This is a genomic window from Phormidesmis priestleyi ULC007 (genome assembly GCF_003003695.1).
Classification (GTDB): domain Bacteria; phylum Cyanobacteriota; class Cyanobacteriia; order Leptolyngbyales; family Leptolyngbyaceae; genus Phormidesmis_A; species Phormidesmis_A priestleyi_A.
In genome coordinates this window covers 157,107-174,269 of the sequence record NZ_PVWG01000002.1, presented here as the reverse complement: position 1 = coordinate 174,269, position 17,163 = coordinate 157,107, and the positions used below count along the sequence as shown (strand labels likewise).

Genomic DNA, 17,163 nt, shown 5'->3' with positions numbered 1-17,163 from the left:
CCGCAAGCGATCTCCTAAATGCACTTCTATTGAGAATGTGCAGTTACTTGGCGATCGCACCCCGCACAAAAACCCTTACTCACTTGAACGAAAATCTTTGCCTGTTGAGCTATCCTGTGTTTTTTGTACAGATCGCTCCTCTTCACACTCTGATGACAGAACGCGATCGCGACCCCCTTTTAAGCAGGTCTCTTAGCTTCTAAGTAATCCAAAAAATGACGTTTCCCTGACTGCCTGCTGTTTCGATAACCTTAGCTTTTTGGCATTACGCTTGACTAGTCGGAAAAGTCGGATTAAAGTCAGTTAAAAGTCAGGGATTCTACTGAGGCGGCTGAACGGGTAGAAGTTTATAGAAGCTGAAGCCTTTGTCAAGACTGCATAACGAGTCAGTCTGTTCCTCCGGAAAAAGTTAGGTTGGATGCGGTATCTACTGAAGTAGCGAAATCAGTGACCTTCAAACGTCACACCATTCAATAGTGCCTGGAAGGAATTGAACTGATGACGATCGAAGAAGCCTTAGCAGTCGTTGAGCAAATCTTGGAGCGAGGGCGCTTAAACAAGGTCGAAGAATTGGTGCTGCGGCAGAGTTGGGAGGGTCTATCCTATGGAGAAATTGCTCGACTCTCTGGCTACGAAGCGGGATATATCAAAGATACAGGCTATAAACTGTGGAACGTCCTTTCAAAAGCTTATGGCGTAAAAGTCTCGAAGCACAATCTTCAAGGTGTGCTGAAACGAGCCGTCAAAGATGACCTGACTGCAATTCAAAACTCAAAGCCCAAAACTCAAAATCGCACTGACTGGGGCGACGCGATCGACGTTTCTATCTTCTATGGTCGCACTCAAGAAATCACGACGCTCCAACACTGGATTCTGGAAGACCGTTGCCGCTTGGTGACGCTGCTGGGCATGGGCGGCATGGGAAAAACTGCGCTCTCAGTCAAGCTAGCAGAGCAGATGCAAGGGGAGTTTGACGCTGTGATTTGGCGATCGCTCCGAGATACTCCAGCGATCGCAGATTTGTTAACGACTCTGATCAGATTTCTTTCGCCTCACCAAGATTTGTCTCAAGAGATCGGAGACAAGATTTCTCAGCTAGTTGAATTGTTGCGGCGATCGCGCTGTTTGATTATTCTCGATAACTTTGACGCATTGCTAGAAGGCGGCAAACGGGCAGGAGCTTATCGTGATGGCTATCAAGAATATGGCGAGCTCCTGAAGCGAGTCGGAGAGATTGCTCATCAAAGCTGTGTGGTGTTGACCAGTCGAGAAAAACCGCAGGAGGTCAGTGCGCTTGAGGGCGAAAAGTTACCGATTCGTACTTGGTCATTGGCGGGTGTGGATGCGATCGCTGGACATCATATTTTAGATGCTAAAGGCTTAACGAGTTCAAGAGTTGACACTGCAAAACTAATCGAACACTATCGAGGCAACCCGCTGGCGCTCAAGATTGCAGCTACCTCGATTCAAGACTTATTCTCAAGCGACATTGGGCAATTTTTAGAGCAAGGAACAGTCGTCTTTAATGGCATCGGCAGTTTGTTAACCCAACAAATGGCTCGTTTGTCTGATTTAGAAGCTCAAGTGATGGATTGGTTAGCGATTAATCGCGAAGCCGTTTTGCCCTCGGAACTGCGGGCAGATATTGTGCCGGAGTTGTCTAGCTCAAAACTGGTTGAAGTGCTGGAATCGTTGCGCTGGCGATCGCTGATTGAAAGCAGTCCGATCGGGTTTACGCTGCAACCTGTGGTGATGGAATTCGTCACGGAGCGACTGATCGAGCAGGTGAGCCATGAGATTATCACTCAATCACCTCAGCGCTTTCTCAGTCATGCTCTCGTGAAAGCTCAGGCGAAGGACTACATTCGAGACACTCAGATTCGCGTCATTGTCAGACCTGTGGTTGAGCAATTGTTGGCTGTGTTTCGAGTGCCTAAAGCGATCGAGCATCACCTCACCCAACTCTTAGTCAACCTGCAAGAATCGGCTGAATCTGGCTACGGCGGCGGAAATCTCCTCAATTTGTTCCGTCATCTCGGAACTGACTTAACGGGCTATGACTTTTCTCAGTTGCAGATTCGCCAAGCTGACTTGCGAGATATCAACTTACATCACGTCAACTTTGCTCACGCAGAATTCATCGACTGTAGTTTTGCTGCCACGTTTGGAGGCATTACCTCAGTTGCCTTTAGTCCTGATGGACAGCTGCTGGCGACCAGCGACACAAATGGCGATACTCAACTCTGGAATGCCTCTCAAGGTCAGCAGCTTGGAGTCTTCAAAGGTCACGCTGGTTGGGTTTGGCGAGTTATTTTCAGTTCAGATCAGCAGACTTTAGCGAGTTGCGGTCAAGATCACACCATTCGATTGTGGAACATTCACACAGGACAGTTACGAAGCATTTTGCATGGACACACCAGCATTGTGACTGACATCGCTTTTAGCCCAGATGCCCAACAACTTGCCAGCAGCAGCGAAGATCAAACCATCAAGCTATGGGATGTTGAAACCGGACAGTGTTTGAAAACGTTTTACGGTCATGGTGCTTGTGTCTGGAGCGTGATTTTTCACCCGCACGATCGCACGTTAATCAGCGCTGGAGAAGACAACGCAATTAAGGTATGGGACATTGCTACAGAAAACTGTTTAAAAACACTAATCGGACACCAACAATGGGTGAAAACAATTGTCCTCAGTTCTGATGGTCAAATGCTGATCAGCGGCAGTTTTGACAGCACTATCAAACTGTGGGATCTCCATACCGAACGCTGTCTTGAAACACTGGTCGGACATCAAGGCGTAGTGTTTTCAGTGTCGCTCAGTCCCGACGGAAAGATTTTGGCAAGCGGCAGCTATGACCAAACGGTAAAGCTATGGAGTTTGCAGACTGGGGAATGTGTGAGGACGCTGCAAAAGCACACCAATCGAGTCTGGTCAGTGGGCTTTCATCCTCAAAAAGACTTGCTTGCTAGTGGCGGAGATGACCACACGGCAAGACTTTGGGATATCTATACTGGGCAATGTACAAAAACGGTTCAGGGACACAGTAATTCGATTTATACGATCGCGCTCAATCCAACAAATTGCCTACTCGCCAGCGGGCACGAAGATCAGACCATCCGACTGTGGAAGGGCGATTTTAAATCACCGACTCAACCCTGCACAATCTTGCGAGGACACACAAACCGAGTGTTCTCAGTTGCATTCAGTCCCGATGGCAGCGTTTTGGTGAGTGCCAGTCTCGATCGTACTCTCAAACTCTGGAACGTCCACACGGGGAAATGTCTGAACACGCTGCAAGGTCACACTAGTTGGGTGTGGGCGATCGCGTTCAGTCCTGATGGAACCCTACTCGCTAGTGCCAGCTATGACCAAACGGTAAAACTTTGGGATGCTCATACTGGGAAATGTTTGCGAACATTGTCGGGACATACTAGCTCGGTGTTGGCGATCGCCTTTAGCCCTGATGGACAATGGCTTGCTAGCAGTGGCTATGAGCAAATCATTAAACTCTGGGATGTCTCAACAGGTGAGTGTTTCCAGACATTAGAGGCACATACTAATCGCGTTTGGGCAGTTGTCTTCAGTCCTGATGCTCAACGGCTTGCCACTTGTGGTGATGACCAAACCATCAAACTTTGGGACATCAAAACTGGCGATTGCCTTCAAACTCTGCACGGGCACACGAGCCAAGTTCTATCGATTATCTTTGATCAGAAGGGCAACAAACTGATTAGCAGCAGTGCTGACACCACAATACGAGTGTGGGATGTGGCGACTGGAGAATGCCTTAATCTCTTGCAAGGACATCAGAATTGGGTTTGGTCGATCGTCCTCACTAATGACGATCGCACCCTTCTAAGTGGCAGTCAAGACGAAACCATCCAGTCTTGGGATCTCACAACAGGGCAGCATTTGCAACGCCTACAAGCACCTCGTCCTTATGAGAAGATGAACATTAAAGGTGCGATCGGACTTACCCAGGCTCAAAAGGCAACTGTCTTTTCACTAGGCGCGATCGCTTCTGAAGCTGAAAATAGAACAGTTATATAGTACAATTGATCTAAATCAGTTTTCTTTCTATGACTACAAAACTCACCATTTCTGGCAAAGTTATGGGCAAGACTCGCCCAACTTTCGCCAATTGGGAATTGTTCTTATCAGAAGAAATGGGCGACGCAGAAGTGACGCTGCGATCGCTCCTCACTCACATTGTTCAAGCTGAGGTCGAAGCCTTTAAAACGCGGCAAAGTCAACGGCGACTGTTGACGATTTTGAGTCCTGAACAGATTCAACTGGGGGTAGAACAAGGCAAAATTGATGCGGGTGGCAGTGAGTTAAACCAAGCTGTTGACGTTCAAATAGCCGTAGAAACTGCACTTCAAGCGTTTATAGATGGGCTGTATTTTGTGTTTTTAGATGATGAGCAGATTGAAGATCTAGAAGCGCAAGTGGTGCTAAATGCGCGATCGCAGTTGCTTTTTCTGCGATTGGTTCCATTAGTCGGCGGGTGATTGGGAACAATAAGTCATATTTTGCTGCGTTGTTTTTGTAGGAGCCTTGGAAAGATGCTGAATCCTGAAGTTGCACAAGCTCAATTAAAGCAGGTTTATGACAAAAATTGGCGATCGCAGCGACTTCAACAAATTGCAGCATTGCCGGAGCCGAGCCGCACGATCGCCTATGCATTAATAGGTCATCGTGCGGATGGTCTTTCGTCAACAGAGATCTATCAATACCGAGACACAGCGCTGCAACAGTTAGACCGTGTTGATGATCCGACTCCAATTTTTGATTGCTTGTTTCCACAGTTTGGCACGATCGTCACTGCGGCTTGGAATCTTCATACTCAGTTGCCTTATCAATCGGGATATTCTCGGCGATCGTTTCGCGCACCTCATCACCCACAGTTTCAGCAAAATCGGAGAAATTGGCTCCTAATTTTGATTGAGGCAGCAGAGGGATATGACCAAGATCTAACTTGGTTTGCGGCTTGGGTTCCTTATCTGCGAAGAGGGATAGATTCATTTGGGATCTTGTTTGCAGCCGCGATTAATCAAGGCGATGAGCTAGGACAGACTATCTTTCAAATTCTGCTCGATTCGGCTCAGGGAGATCATGAAATTGGAGTGATGGGACGACATATCACTCGCGGATTGCTCGTTGCAAATCGACCAGAGGGTTGGGAGTTTGTTGAACGATTGTTGCTGGCAGCACAGCGGCAAGAAGGTTTAAGACAGACGATTTTAGAAACCATTGATGAAGCACACCCGATCGCCTTTGAGCGAATGTTGCGGCTGATTGTAGCAGAGAATCTGACCCGGTTTAGTGCTGTAGTTCGGGCGATCGATGTTTGGTTTGGCTTTGGGTTAGAGTCGCTGAATGAAAAGTTAGCCAAGCAAATTCTAATTCAAGTCAGCGAATTGTTAGGCGATGAAACGGCTCAACAATCGGCATTAGAAAGTTCTGATCCACAGACGGTTTATCTAGCACTTTGGAGCTTGGGATTTAGAGATGCGATCGCGGCGATCGAGACTGCTGTTCCTCTTTTGCAGCACTGCGAACCCACCCATCGCTTTGTTGTTGTCCATTTCTTAACTCAGTTAAGCATCACGCCTGCGCGATTGGCGTTAATCGATGCGATCGACGATCCCGATTTACAGGTTGCAACCCATGCAGTTCAAACATTTCAATACTGTGCAGACGAGGTATTGAAAACGTCTGAAGTGTTCGAGCATTTAGAGAAAAATCTACCGCGTTTTCCTGAAAAGCCAAAAACTTCTGCGATCGTTTGGGAATGGATGCGGCTAGAGTCAAGTCAGGGGCTAGTTGCAACTGCATTAGTGCATCATTTAGGAACACGATCGCCCAAACGGTTAATTCCGTTTTTGTCGGTGATGGATGCTTACAAACGGCAGGAAGTAGCGCAATTGTTAGCAGCAGTGCAACCTTGGGATGCGGAGATTCGAGACACATTGTTTAAGCTGGTTGGCGATGCGAAGCAGTGGGTTCGACAAGAAGTGATTCGACTGTTGCACCAATGCACGATTACGACTGACGAAAGCACTCAGATTGAACAGTTGATGACGCGCAAAGCGAGTGATCTGCGACGAGGGATTTTAGGATTGTTGCTAAATCAATCAGATAAAAGTGCGATCGCGTCTGCCAAACGACTTTTACAAGCAAAGCAAGCACCCCAACGGCAAGCTGGATTAGAACTGCTGAGAGAGCTAGTGTTGAGTCAGAGAACCGTTGAATCTTGTCGAACTTTAGCGATCGAGTATCAAGCACGACAATCAAAGCAAACAACAACCGAAGAACAATGGCTGGCAACAATTCTAGAACCTGAAACCAAAGAAGTAACACTAACTGATGCGCTGGGATTAATCAATGTTGCTGAACTAACACCGATCGCAACTCCAGAACCTACCGCACACGTCACGTTTAACACTCCAGCTTCGATGGCTTGTTTAATAGCACTCGATGAACTGATTCACGAACATCGACAAACCCCCGTGAAGTTTCCAGCTTGGGAGGGGGAACAAGAGGACTTACTGGGCAATTTGAACTCAGAATTTCCGAGCGTTGATCTTCGTCTCTCCCAATCCGAAAATCGTGCAAATCTACCTTTGAGCGATGTTTGGGAAAATTGGTGGCAGCAGCGAACTTCTAGATTACGCGACGAAGATGGGCTGGAATTATTTCGTGCGATCGCACCCGCATTTGGAAAGCGCGAACAAAATGATGAATTTGCTGTAGAAAACCAAATAAGCTTGCAATCTCTCACAACAACTCTGGAAAACTTAGTGACTCTACCAGAGCAATCGCTTCGGTATCCTAGTCTTGTAAATTCTGTAATCCGATGGCTGATCTATCAGCATCCGCCTGAGCAAGCCTCGGAGTTTATCTTAAACGCGATCGCTCACATTCTCCAACTGATTCCAGCGGAGACACTATCTACTAATCCAGAGTGGCTCAATAACCATTACTGGGGAGTTCGCAGTTGTGCTAATAATTTCCTAGCCAGTTGGATTCGTTATGCATACTCGTATGAGTTCTTAATTCCTGAAGACCAACAACAAGATTATCGAGTACGATGGTGGCAGCTAAATCGCTGGCTCGATCGCTGGATTCCGTCTTACTATTCAGTGACAACCGTGTGGGATGTTCATGCTGCTTATCAAGCTGGAGCAGCCAAGGAAGCAGATTTAATCTTTCATTTAGTCGGCGCACCAGAGCGAGATCTAACAGCACAGCCTGAATTGACACCCGGAACATTAGCGGAGGCAAAAGCAACCCTCAGAACCCATTTTTCAGAACTAGCCGAACTCACTCGACGCAAACCACATAGTTATGAAGCATTGCCATACTTACGTGAAATTGCCGATCGCATTCGACAACGCATTCTCGCAGTTGAACTTCAACGGGGCAACTTTCCTACAGCGGCTTCGAGTGCAGCTTGTTCTCTGCGATCGCTGACCGGAATTTCAACAATAGTCCAGTTAATTCAAGCGCTAGGACAAGAAAAACTGGTGCGAGGCTATAGCTACAACAATCTCAGCAAAGCGACTGTGTTTAGTCATTTAATGCGAGTCAGTTTTCCGGCTCCAGAAGACACGCCCGAAGAGTTTAAACAGCGTGTGATGTCGGCTCAGATCGCAGATGAGAAACTGATTCAGTTTGCATTCTACGCGCCCCAGTGGGTGAACTATGTTGAACATTCATTAAGTTGGGTTGGGCTGGCAGATGCAGTGTGGTGGATTCATGCCCACACCAAAGACACAAGCTGGTCAGTTGAGCAAGATGTGCGAGAAACGTGGGAGGCTCAAATTAGCGAACGCACACCGCTTTCAACTCGAAGTTTGATGGATGGCGCGGTTGATGTTGCCTGGTTTTTGAGCATTCGGAAGCGATTGAAAAAGGAACATTGGCAACAGATTTATGAGATGGCACAGTTTGCCTCGAGTGGAGGCGGACATCAACGTGCAAAACTGTTTGCAGATGCAATGCTGGGCAATCTTGAATCTGGAGAAGTTCGCGATCGCATCCTCAAAAAACGCCATCAAGATGCGGTTCGCGCTTTGGGATTGTTGCCCTTACCCAAAGGCAAGAAACGTGAAAAAGAACTGCTCGATCGCTATCAGTTGCTTCAGGAGTTTCTACGATCGAGCAAAAAGTTTGGCTCTCAGCGTCAAGCTAGTGAAAAACTTGCGGTCGAAATTGGCTTAGAAAACTTAGCGAGAACTGCGGGTTTCATCGATCCACAACGCCTGCAATGGGCGATGGAAGCGGCGGCTGTTGCCGATCTCGCAGGTCAGGCGCAAACTATTGCGATCGACACGGTGAGTATCAGCTTATCGATCAATGCACTAGGAGAACCCGAAATTGCAGTGTCTAAAGCTGGCAAACCGCTCAAATCCATCCCTATCAAGCTCAAGAAAGATCCTCAAATTCAAGTACTCACCAGCCGTAAACAAGACATCACCAAACAAGCTTCTCGAATGCGGATTTCGTTAGAGCAAGCCATGTGTCGCGGCGATCGCTTTGCTGTTAACGAATTGATTCAGCTTCGCAATCATCCCGTGCTTGCGCCAATGTTGAATCAACTGATTCTAGTGGACGATCGCGACATTGGTTATCTAGAGCAAACTGGATTACGTCACCATGACGAAACCATTCGAGCGATTCAATCTGACACACTTCGTATTGCTCACCCGTATGATCTACTACAATCCAACGAGTGGCATTTGTGGCAGCAAGATTGTTTTAATCAGTCTCGCGCCCAACCGTTTAAGCAAGTGTTCCGCGAATTGTATGTGCCGACTGCCGCAGAGCAATCTGAACAGATATCGCATCGCTATGAAGGACATCAGGTGAATCCGCGACAAGCGATCGCGCTATTTGGTCAACGCGGTTGGATTACGTCACCCGATCAAGGTGTGCGGCGCACTTTTCACACAGAAGGGTTAATCGCAGAAGTAGACTTTCTGAATGGATTTTATACGCCGCTGGAAGTGGAAGGATTAACGATCGCAGATGTGCGGTTCTACCGCCGCGATGAATGGAAACCACTGCCCTTAAACGAAGTCCCATCCGCTTTGTTCAGCGAAGTGATGCGAGATTTAGATTTAGTGGTGAGTGTGGCCCATCAAGGCGGAGTCGATCCAGAAGCCACTGCCTCGACCGTGGAAATGCGATCGACCTTGGTGCGAGAAACTTGCCGCTTGCTGAAGCTTTCAAATGTCCAAATTCAGAGCAAGCACGTTTTGATTGAGGGGCATTTGGGCAGCTATTCGATTCACCTAGGGAGTGCAATAGTTCACCGTCAACCTGGAGGAGCGCTTTGCATCATTCCAGTAGCTTCTCAGCATCGGGGTCGGATCTTTCTGCCGTTTGTTGATAATGACCCTAAAACAGCAGAAGTGATTTCTAAAGTGGTGCTGCTCTCAAAGGATAAGGAGATTCAAGACCCAACAATTTTGGAACAAATTCTTTAAGCCGGAAATTGTTGGCCAAAGGCTTACAGAATCTGAGGTTTTAGACATTGTTGAATGAGGGAATGAAATGGCTGTAGGGATAGCGCCCCCGTGCCTACCCCTGACGGAGGGCAACCACGGGGAGATTGCCCCTACCCAAATTATTCTTCTATTCAACAACGCTAGGTTTCGATGGGCAACACGATCGTAAACGTCGATCCTTTCCCAACTTCAGAAGTCACCGAGATCGTGCCCTGTAGTCGCTTCACTAGCAGATCAACGATCGCTAACCCCAACCCGGTGCTATCGGCTATCTGACTCGCATCAGAGGGCTGCCCTCGAAAAAAGGGGTCAAAAATTCGGGCTTGAACGTCTGGCAAGATGCCAATTCCAGTATCGATGACGCTCATAGTCCACTGCTCATTGTTCAGAACACAACACGCCAAAGTGACGCTACCCGTTTGAGTATAGCGAATGGCATTACTCATGAGATTAATCAAAATCTGTTGCAGACGAAACGAGTCTATCAACACTGAAGGGAAGTCTGGAGTGCAGTTCCATAAAAGAGGCAATGCTCGTGCGTCGGCTAGCGGCTGTACCACTTCTAGAACTGAATGAATCACCGATCGCACGTCTGTCCATTCTAGTTGAAGCTCAATTTCACTCGTCTCGTTACGAGAAAGCTCTAGAGCATCATTAATCAATCGCAACAAGCGGCGACCGTTTCGCACCACCCGATCGATATGCTCTAAACTGGGAACAGAATCTTCTAATTCCGATCGTCGCTGCTGTCTTAAAAATAGTTCTGAATAACCGATAATCGAACTCAGAGGCGTTTTTAGCTCATGGGCAAGATGAGAAAAGTTTTTTTGGCTTGCCCGGATTAATCGACTCAGTTCTTCATTATTAAACATCAGTTGAGTTTGCAGGTTCTCTAGTTCTTGCAATCGTTCTTGCATATAACTCTTAAAACACTGCGCGGTCGCTTCATCGATCACTTGATCAATCAGCGACATTACCCTAAATACTTCCGCTGTCGTTGTGTTAATCAGATCTGGTTGAAGATTTCTAAACAGCGCAGACCGCAGAAGATGATACTCTCGTGCGATCTCAGCCGCATCAAAGCCCTGTTCGGCTCTTTCAGAACCGTGAACTAAGCTGTCACGAATCACTGTCTGAGTGTCACTCACTTCTGATTGTGACAAAATCGTCACTAGCGCTTTAAGAACCATCGGAATATGGTTTCTAATCGCCGATCGAGGCAAAGAATCGGCGCTTTTAATTTGACGATCGTCGGAGACAGCTTCTACCCATTGTTGAGTAATGACCTCGATTTTCTCACTCAGAAGTTGACTCAGATCCAACATGGCATGCAATAAAGAGTTTGTTGGAAAAATCGCAGGGCTTTGACCAGTCTAGACAAACTAGAATCAGCTCGCCCGATCGTAACTCAATCTGTAATATACAGTCAAAAACTTTCGGCATTCCTGAACGTAGCGATGATTTGGGTAGGGGCGATCCCCCCGTGGTTGCCCTCCGTCAGGGGTAGGCACGGGGGCGCTACCCCTACAGCCATTTCATCTCCTCATTCTGCAACGCCTTTTCTTGCATACAAAGGGTGCAAGCGCGTGAACTCCGATTACTCAGGCAGGAGTTGCTTGAGTGCGACGCTGGATCAAATCTCGAATCGAGGCTTTCTCTAGAATTCCAACTAAAACCCCATTATCACGAACGACGGTTAACGCAGGCAGTTGCTTTTCTTCTAGCAGCTTCGCCACTTCTAGCAAAGGTTGACCCGATGCAACCGTTAGCGATGGCTCGATCGGCTTCATCAAGTCTTGAACCTGAGTATCAACCCACTGCTCAACCGATCGGGTTTGCAGAGCATCGATCGCAATCTCACCAACCAGTTGCCCTTCGGCATTGGTCACCAAAAACTTACGCCAGTTGTCGCGGCTCAAAATCTGCTGATCAGCAAACTCTCTGAGCGAAAGTTGTGCAGAAACGACTGGACTGTTCAGGGCAACCGCATCTGCCGCAGTCAGCCCGATAAACTGTTCTTGAATTTTGGCAGACTGTCCAGCTCGACCTGCATTTTGCAGTAAAAACACGCCAATTAATAGGTTCCAAACACTGCCAAGGCTACCTGAAATAACCAGCGGCAGCAGCCCAGAGGCGATCGCGACCCAACCAAAAATCTGCCCAACCCGGCTGGCAAACGCAACTCCTTTATAGGGGTTGCCCGTCACCTTCCAGACTAATGCTTTCAGAATATTGCCACCATCAAGCGGCAACCCAGGAATCAAGTTAAACAGGGCTAAGGCGAGGTTAACAGAAGCCAACAAACTGAGAATTGCAGTCAAAGGCGTAGCTGCGCCAGTTGCTAATGTCATCAGACTCAACAGCCCAAACAACAGAAGGCTGACAACTGGCCCTGCGATCGCCACCCAAAATGCTTCGCCAGGAGTCTTCGATTCTTGGTCGAGGCTGGCAAGTCCGCCAAACAAAAACAGCGTAATTGACTGCACCCCAATGCCTTGACGTAGTGCAACAAAGCTATGCCCCAACTCGTGTGCCAGCACTGAGGCAAACAACAGTAGAGAAGTTACTAAACCCAATAGCAGAGGCACCCCACTATTTAACGCTGGAAATTGAGCCGTAATGCCACTGCTATAGCTCCAGGTAAATAATCCCAGCACTAAAAACCAGGACGGGTTAACGTAAAAAGGAATGCCAAACAGATTACCGATGCGAATATTGCCGTTCATACAGCGACCTCTGACCCTATAGAATGTTCACGCTTAACTGATGTTTTTAGTGTAACGAAGTGTGAACAACTTTCTCAGGTTCCTGACGGTGTGAAAGCCGCCTAATATTCGTTCGGTTAGCGGCGAGAAATCAGTTCAGTCTGTCGCTTGGCAAGATATGATACCAAAGGAGTCAACAGAAGCAACCCATGGTAGAACGTCCCATCAAGAAATCTGAGCGGCAGACCGAGAATTTGTCAAATTCGTCTGATGCCACTTCCCAAGCTTCAGATTCTAAGCCTTCTGCTCCTGCAAAGCCTCAGCGCTCATCGAGTTCATCAGGCTCATCAGAACGAAGCGACGATCGTCCGGCCGGACGAAGCGACGATCGCTCGTCGGGACGGAGCAACGATCGTTCATCAGGCAGAGGCAAGAGAGGCTCTCAAGACGATGAACCCAAGCAGATGATGAATCCTGCTTTGATGCGGGGCCCAAAACCTGTCAAAGCTCCGATCGCGCCTGAACCTCAGCCAGAAGCGATCGTTGAAGAAGTGACAGAAGAAACCACCGAAGCGATTCCCGAAGAAATCACCGAAGCATAGCTGAGCCAATCCGTTTCTCAGCACGATCGGTTAAAGTCTTCTCGCTAATCGCAAACCTAAAATGCATCCTCTAGTCCTGGCTAAAGGGTGCATTGTTTTTTGGGCATTGCTGAATCAAAGTATGAATCTGCCTTCCCTTTCCTTGGGGAGAGGGAATTAGGGTAAGGGCGGTCTGCGGAATTTTGTCTTCAAACAATTAACTTAAATGGCTTTTCAGAAAGCACTGCCCCATTCCCGCTCCTTAAGTTCTTTTCGAGGCAATAATAAAGTGGTTTCAATCTGCTGCCGCACGGCTGCCGTTACTTCACAGTTGCTGTTGAGGCAGTCGAGCAACAATTGGTTTGCATCATAGTATCGCTGCAACACCTGCTGCTGATCAGGGTTGAAGTGCCAGCGAATTGCAGCAGGCGGCGGAGTGGCAAGATTTTGGCTTGTCCACGCTAAAAAATCTTGCAGGTAGGGATCATGAGCCACGATCGCATCAATTTGTTGCTTCATCAACTGCACTAGAGAGTCTGCACTTCGCAACATCGCAACCGTCAGCAGGAAGATTTCTCGCCAGCGGGGTTCAGTGATATGGCTGACTAGCCGTTCTAAAGCTCGATCGGAGGCTTGCAGACTGTGACTGGCTACAATCTTTCGAGCCGTAAAATATTCTTGAAATATCTGATAGGAGAAGGAGAAAACCCCTTGCACCCGTTCTGCCAAGAGTCCGTGCTGTAGCTCGATCGCCTTGAGGATGCCTTCACTCTCTAATTGCAACTCCTCTGGCTCGATCGCAGCATTGGGCAAATCGCGGATATAGTCACCAATTTGTTGTTCGACGGCTTCTTGTCCAAAAAAGTAATCTCCTTGCTCAAACGTGAGTGTGGCAACTTGACTCAGCAGCTTCAGCTTTTGGGGCAATAAAAAGCCGCGATAGATTTCGTCGCGCTCAATACCTCTAGTTTCGTCCCATCTGTTGAGCAAGAGATCTAAACATTGCTTATAAAACTCCGATCGCTTGGTAGGAAATTTTCCCTGGTGATGAAAGACCCAGCAGGCGAGGTGGAGAAATAGAGGCGTAACGGCAAGCCTGCGGAAGGGCATATTTTCAGCCAAGTCTAATGTCTCAATAAACCGAACTGCCTGTTCGTGCCCCGCTTGAATCGTGGTTTTTGTCAGAGTTGTAAACCACTTTTGAGCAAAAGCCACAATTTGATCTTGACTAAACGGAGCTATCTCAACATCTGTGAAGCGTCTAAGATTAATGGCTTGGGTCGCTGGGCGGCAAGCGACGACAAACAAATTCTTTTGATACTTCTCTGAGAGTCTGCGAATTTCGTTCACAACGACCCTGCGCTCTTGGTCAAGTACTTCGTCTAACCCATCGAGCAATAGCAACACTCTGCCCTCGCGAAATAGAGTTTCAGCCACCTCTGAAATCCCAGAAGTGAGAAATTCTTCACGAATATAGTTGAGTAAGCTAAACTCGCCTGCTGCCCTAGATTCATCAGCAAAATCTCTCAGAGTGATAAAAATGGGAACTCGATCGACCGCAAAGATACCTCGGTTGCAGCCGATCGCGAGATATTGCAAAAAAGTGGTTTTACCTGCCCCTGGCTTGCCCAACACCCGCAGTTTCGAGTAGATTTTGACTGCTTTCATGCCCGCAATTTGGGTTTGGGATACATCCCCTAGTCCAGATTGATCGCATTCTTTAGGCGTAAAGCGTTGCAAATCAGCCAACTCTAACCACTGCTGGCTCGGAATCTCCTCTAACGTGTTGACATCAATATAAATGTCGTCAATTTTAACAGGGTGGTTAACGTCTAATAACTGCAAGGTGCCGCACTGATCTTGAATTTTGTCTTGACGCTGCGATCGTACCTGTTGTACCAAAGTGTCGATATCTAAAACAGAAGCCTGAGCGGTTCCCTGGGAATTAAGCTTTGTGCCAAACGCTCCAGGTTCAGGAAAGTCTGCGGGAGGATCGACCGCAATTTCTCGCCAATGTAGGCTTAATATTAAACAAATTTCTAGAAAAACTTGACGCTCGATCGGCTGCCCCGTAAAAAACCGCCAGATTGATTGACGTGTCTTTAAACCGACTTCTCCTGCTAGATTTTCTTGAGTCCATCCCGTATGAGCAAAGGCGCGCTTTGCTTGCTCAACCCCAGAAAGTGATGCCCGTAGCGATCGCTTAACCATGAAATAAAACTTCTGGTCTTAATCTCAAGATCTTATACACTCCTCAACATCTACGAACTTACAAGCTTCTTCTCAATCGACAATCCATCGCTTGACTGAAATTGTATAAATTTAGAAGATTTTTCACGGGCAGATCGTCTTCATGAAATTTATTAAAAAAAGGGCAGGTCTAAACCTACCCTCGTAATTTAAATGTTGACTTGGACTAATTGTGAGATCTCTGTCACCCTTATTTGTTGGGTTGGGGAGTCATGCGTAGATAAGGCTTGAGTTCGGTCACGCCTTTAGGAAACTTTTTCTTGGCATCTTCAGTAGAAATCGAAGGCACCACCACACAATCGCCGCCATCTGTCCAGTTAGCCGGGGTTGCGACGCTGTGATCATCGGTGAGTTGCAGCGAGTCAACCACACGCAAAATCTCATCAAAGTTGCGCCCAGTGCTTGCGGGATAGGTGAAAGTGAGCCGCAATTTCTTTTGAGGATCGATCACAAACACCGATCGCACCGTCAGCGTATTGTTGGCGTTGGGGTGGATCATGTCATATAGATCTGAAACCTTCCGGTCTGGATCAGCCAAGATCGGATAATTGAGCTTGGTGCTTTGAGTTTCTTCAATGTCACCAATCCAGCCTGTGTGAGAGTTGACATCATCGACGCTGAGCGCTAAAACCTTGACATTGCGCTTGTCAAACTCAGGCTTAAGCTTTGCAACCGTGCCCAGCTCGGTGGTGCAGACGGGCGTAAAATCTTTGGGGTGTGAGAACAAAATCACCCAACTATCGCCAGCCCAGTCATAAAAATTGATAGTGCCTTCAGAAGAGTCTTGAGTGAAGTTGGGAACTGTGTCGCCTAGTCGGAGAGCCATAACCGATTTTCCTGTTGATCGCAGATAGTTACTTACAGATCATGCCATAAAACCCCGGTTTCCCGGTCGGAGTTCAGATCTATTTACGATTTTAGTTAAAGGTTGTGAGAGCGATCGCCCTCTCTAAATCTTTAACTTAAGAATGTGAATTAAATAAGATGTAGATCTTGTGGGGTAGGCATCTTGCCTGCCCAGACAACCGAGATGGCTATCCCACTTTATTTAATCCAGACTTCTTAGACTCGTAAATTTAAAGCTGAAGCCCAATTTATGAAGATACCGTATTTGTAGCGTGATTTTACGTCAGTACCCAGTAAGAATCATGAAGGTACAGCTTAATTTTTAAGATATTTGGTTGAAATTGCGGAGTCGGAAACCCTAGATCTTCAAGTTTAATCACGATAGCTTCCGTTAAATCTCTGAGACATTTCGTAAAGCACTGGTCGAAAATACCGTAGTTTTGGGCACGCTAACATCAAACTTGAACACCGGGTAACTAAACAAACTCATGGACGCTAAAGCCTTTCTCACCGTTGACGAGCAATCAATTAGTTTAAGAGAATGTCTGAAATATCTTCAGACTGCTGGGAAACTGCAAGGATTTTTGGGCGATATTCTACGGCAATATGTATTAGAACAAGAAATCGCAAATCGAGAAGATTTGGATATTAATTCGGCGGTAATTGAGCAAGCGGTGATTGATTTCCGCCTTCAGCAGCAGTTGACCGACCCGAAGGTTTTTCAAGAATGGCTCAATCGCAACGGGTCAGATTATTCGACCTTCCATAGTCAAATTAACTCAAACTTTAAAGTTGAAAAGCTCAAGAGTGTGATTGCAGACGCAAAGCTGCAAGAATATTTTATTGAGCGTAAGGTGTTTCTCGATCGCGTCGTCCTCTCTCGCATCATCGTCGAAAATCAAGAACTTGCCGATGAGCTAAAGATTCAGATTCAAGAAGGGACGAGTTTTGAAGAACTCGCTCAAGAACACTCGATCGCCGACGATCGCATCTCCAATGGCATGATGGGCCCGGTGAGTCGTGGCACGATGCCCGATCAGATTAGGGCGGCGATCGATTCTGCCGAACCGGGTGATCTGGTTGGGCCGATCGAGGTTGAGCAGCGTTGGGCATTGTTTAGAGTCGAGCAAGTGATTCCGGCAACGCTTGATAATCAGCAATTACGACAAACTTTGCAAACTGAATTATTTGAGCGCTGGCTAGCAGAAAAAATCCAAAAAATGACCGTCAAGCTTCAGGTAGAGTAAATTTTGAGAATCGCCT

Annotated in this window: 9 protein-coding genes; 5 read left to right on the top strand and 4 right to left on the bottom strand. The window is 47.3% G+C overall.

The genetic code is table 11. The features are described from left to right. The first annotated feature begins 498 nt into the window (after nt 1-498). Genes C7B65_RS03140 through C7B65_RS03130 form a run of 3 tightly spaced genes read left to right on the top strand, consistent with a single transcriptional unit; the run spans nt 499 to nt 9,497 of the window. On the top strand, nt 499-4,053 hold the full coding sequence (locus tag C7B65_RS03140; RefSeq protein ID WP_073069442.1) for a helix-turn-helix domain-containing protein: 3,555 nt from the start codon (nt 499-501) through the stop codon (nt 4,051-4,053). Between the two features lie 29 nt (nt 4,054-4,082). Continuing rightward, nucleotides 4,083-4,514 (top strand): hypothetical protein, encoded by a 432-nt coding sequence (locus tag C7B65_RS03135; RefSeq protein ID WP_073069441.1) that lies wholly within the window; start codon nt 4,083-4,085, stop codon nt 4,512-4,514. A gap of 54 nt (nt 4,515-4,568) precedes the next feature. Then, complete coding sequence (locus tag C7B65_RS03130; RefSeq protein ID WP_073069440.1) at nt 4,569-9,497, top strand: DUF4132 domain-containing protein; 4,929 nt, start codon at nt 4,569-4,571, stop codon at nt 9,495-9,497. A gap of 161 nt (nt 9,498-9,658) precedes the next feature. Here the strand turns inward: C7B65_RS03130 and C7B65_RS03125 are convergent, their stop codons facing one another. Continuing rightward, nucleotides 9,659-10,843, bottom strand: coding sequence for a sensor histidine kinase (locus C7B65_RS03125; RefSeq protein ID WP_073069439.1), 1,185 nt, complete (start codon nt 10,841-10,843; stop codon nt 9,659-9,661). A 276-nt stretch (nt 10,844-11,119) separates the two neighbouring features. Then, nucleotides 11,120-12,244, bottom strand: a complete 1,125-nt coding sequence (locus C7B65_RS03120) for a site-2 protease family protein (protein WP_073069438.1) — start codon at nt 12,242-12,244, stop codon at nt 11,120-11,122. A 188-nt stretch (nt 12,245-12,432) separates the two neighbouring features. On the opposite strand from C7B65_RS03120, the gene C7B65_RS03115 reads away from it, so the two are divergent. Next, a complete protein-coding gene (locus tag C7B65_RS03115) occupies nt 12,433-12,825 on the top strand; it encodes a hypothetical protein (protein WP_073069437.1) in 393 nt (130 codons plus the stop codon). 213 nt (nt 12,826-13,038) lie between these two features. Here the strand turns inward: C7B65_RS03115 and C7B65_RS03110 are convergent, their stop codons facing one another. Further along, nucleotides 13,039-15,015, bottom strand: a complete 1,977-nt coding sequence (locus C7B65_RS03110) for an NACHT domain-containing protein (RefSeq protein ID WP_073069436.1) — start codon at nt 15,013-15,015, stop codon at nt 13,039-13,041. 229 nt (nt 15,016-15,244) lie between these two features. Next, nucleotides 15,245-15,880 carry a peroxiredoxin gene (locus C7B65_RS03105; protein WP_073069435.1) on the bottom strand — a complete coding sequence of 212 codons (636 nt, stop codon included), beginning with the start codon at nt 15,878-15,880 and terminating at the stop codon, nt 15,245-15,247. A gap of 508 nt (nt 15,881-16,388) precedes the next feature. Between C7B65_RS03105 and C7B65_RS03100 the strand changes: the two genes are divergently transcribed. Continuing rightward, a complete protein-coding gene (locus tag C7B65_RS03100) occupies nt 16,389-17,147 on the top strand; it encodes a foldase protein PrsA (RefSeq protein ID WP_073069434.1) in 759 nt (252 codons plus the stop codon). Nucleotides 17,148-17,163: the final 16 nt, after the last annotated feature.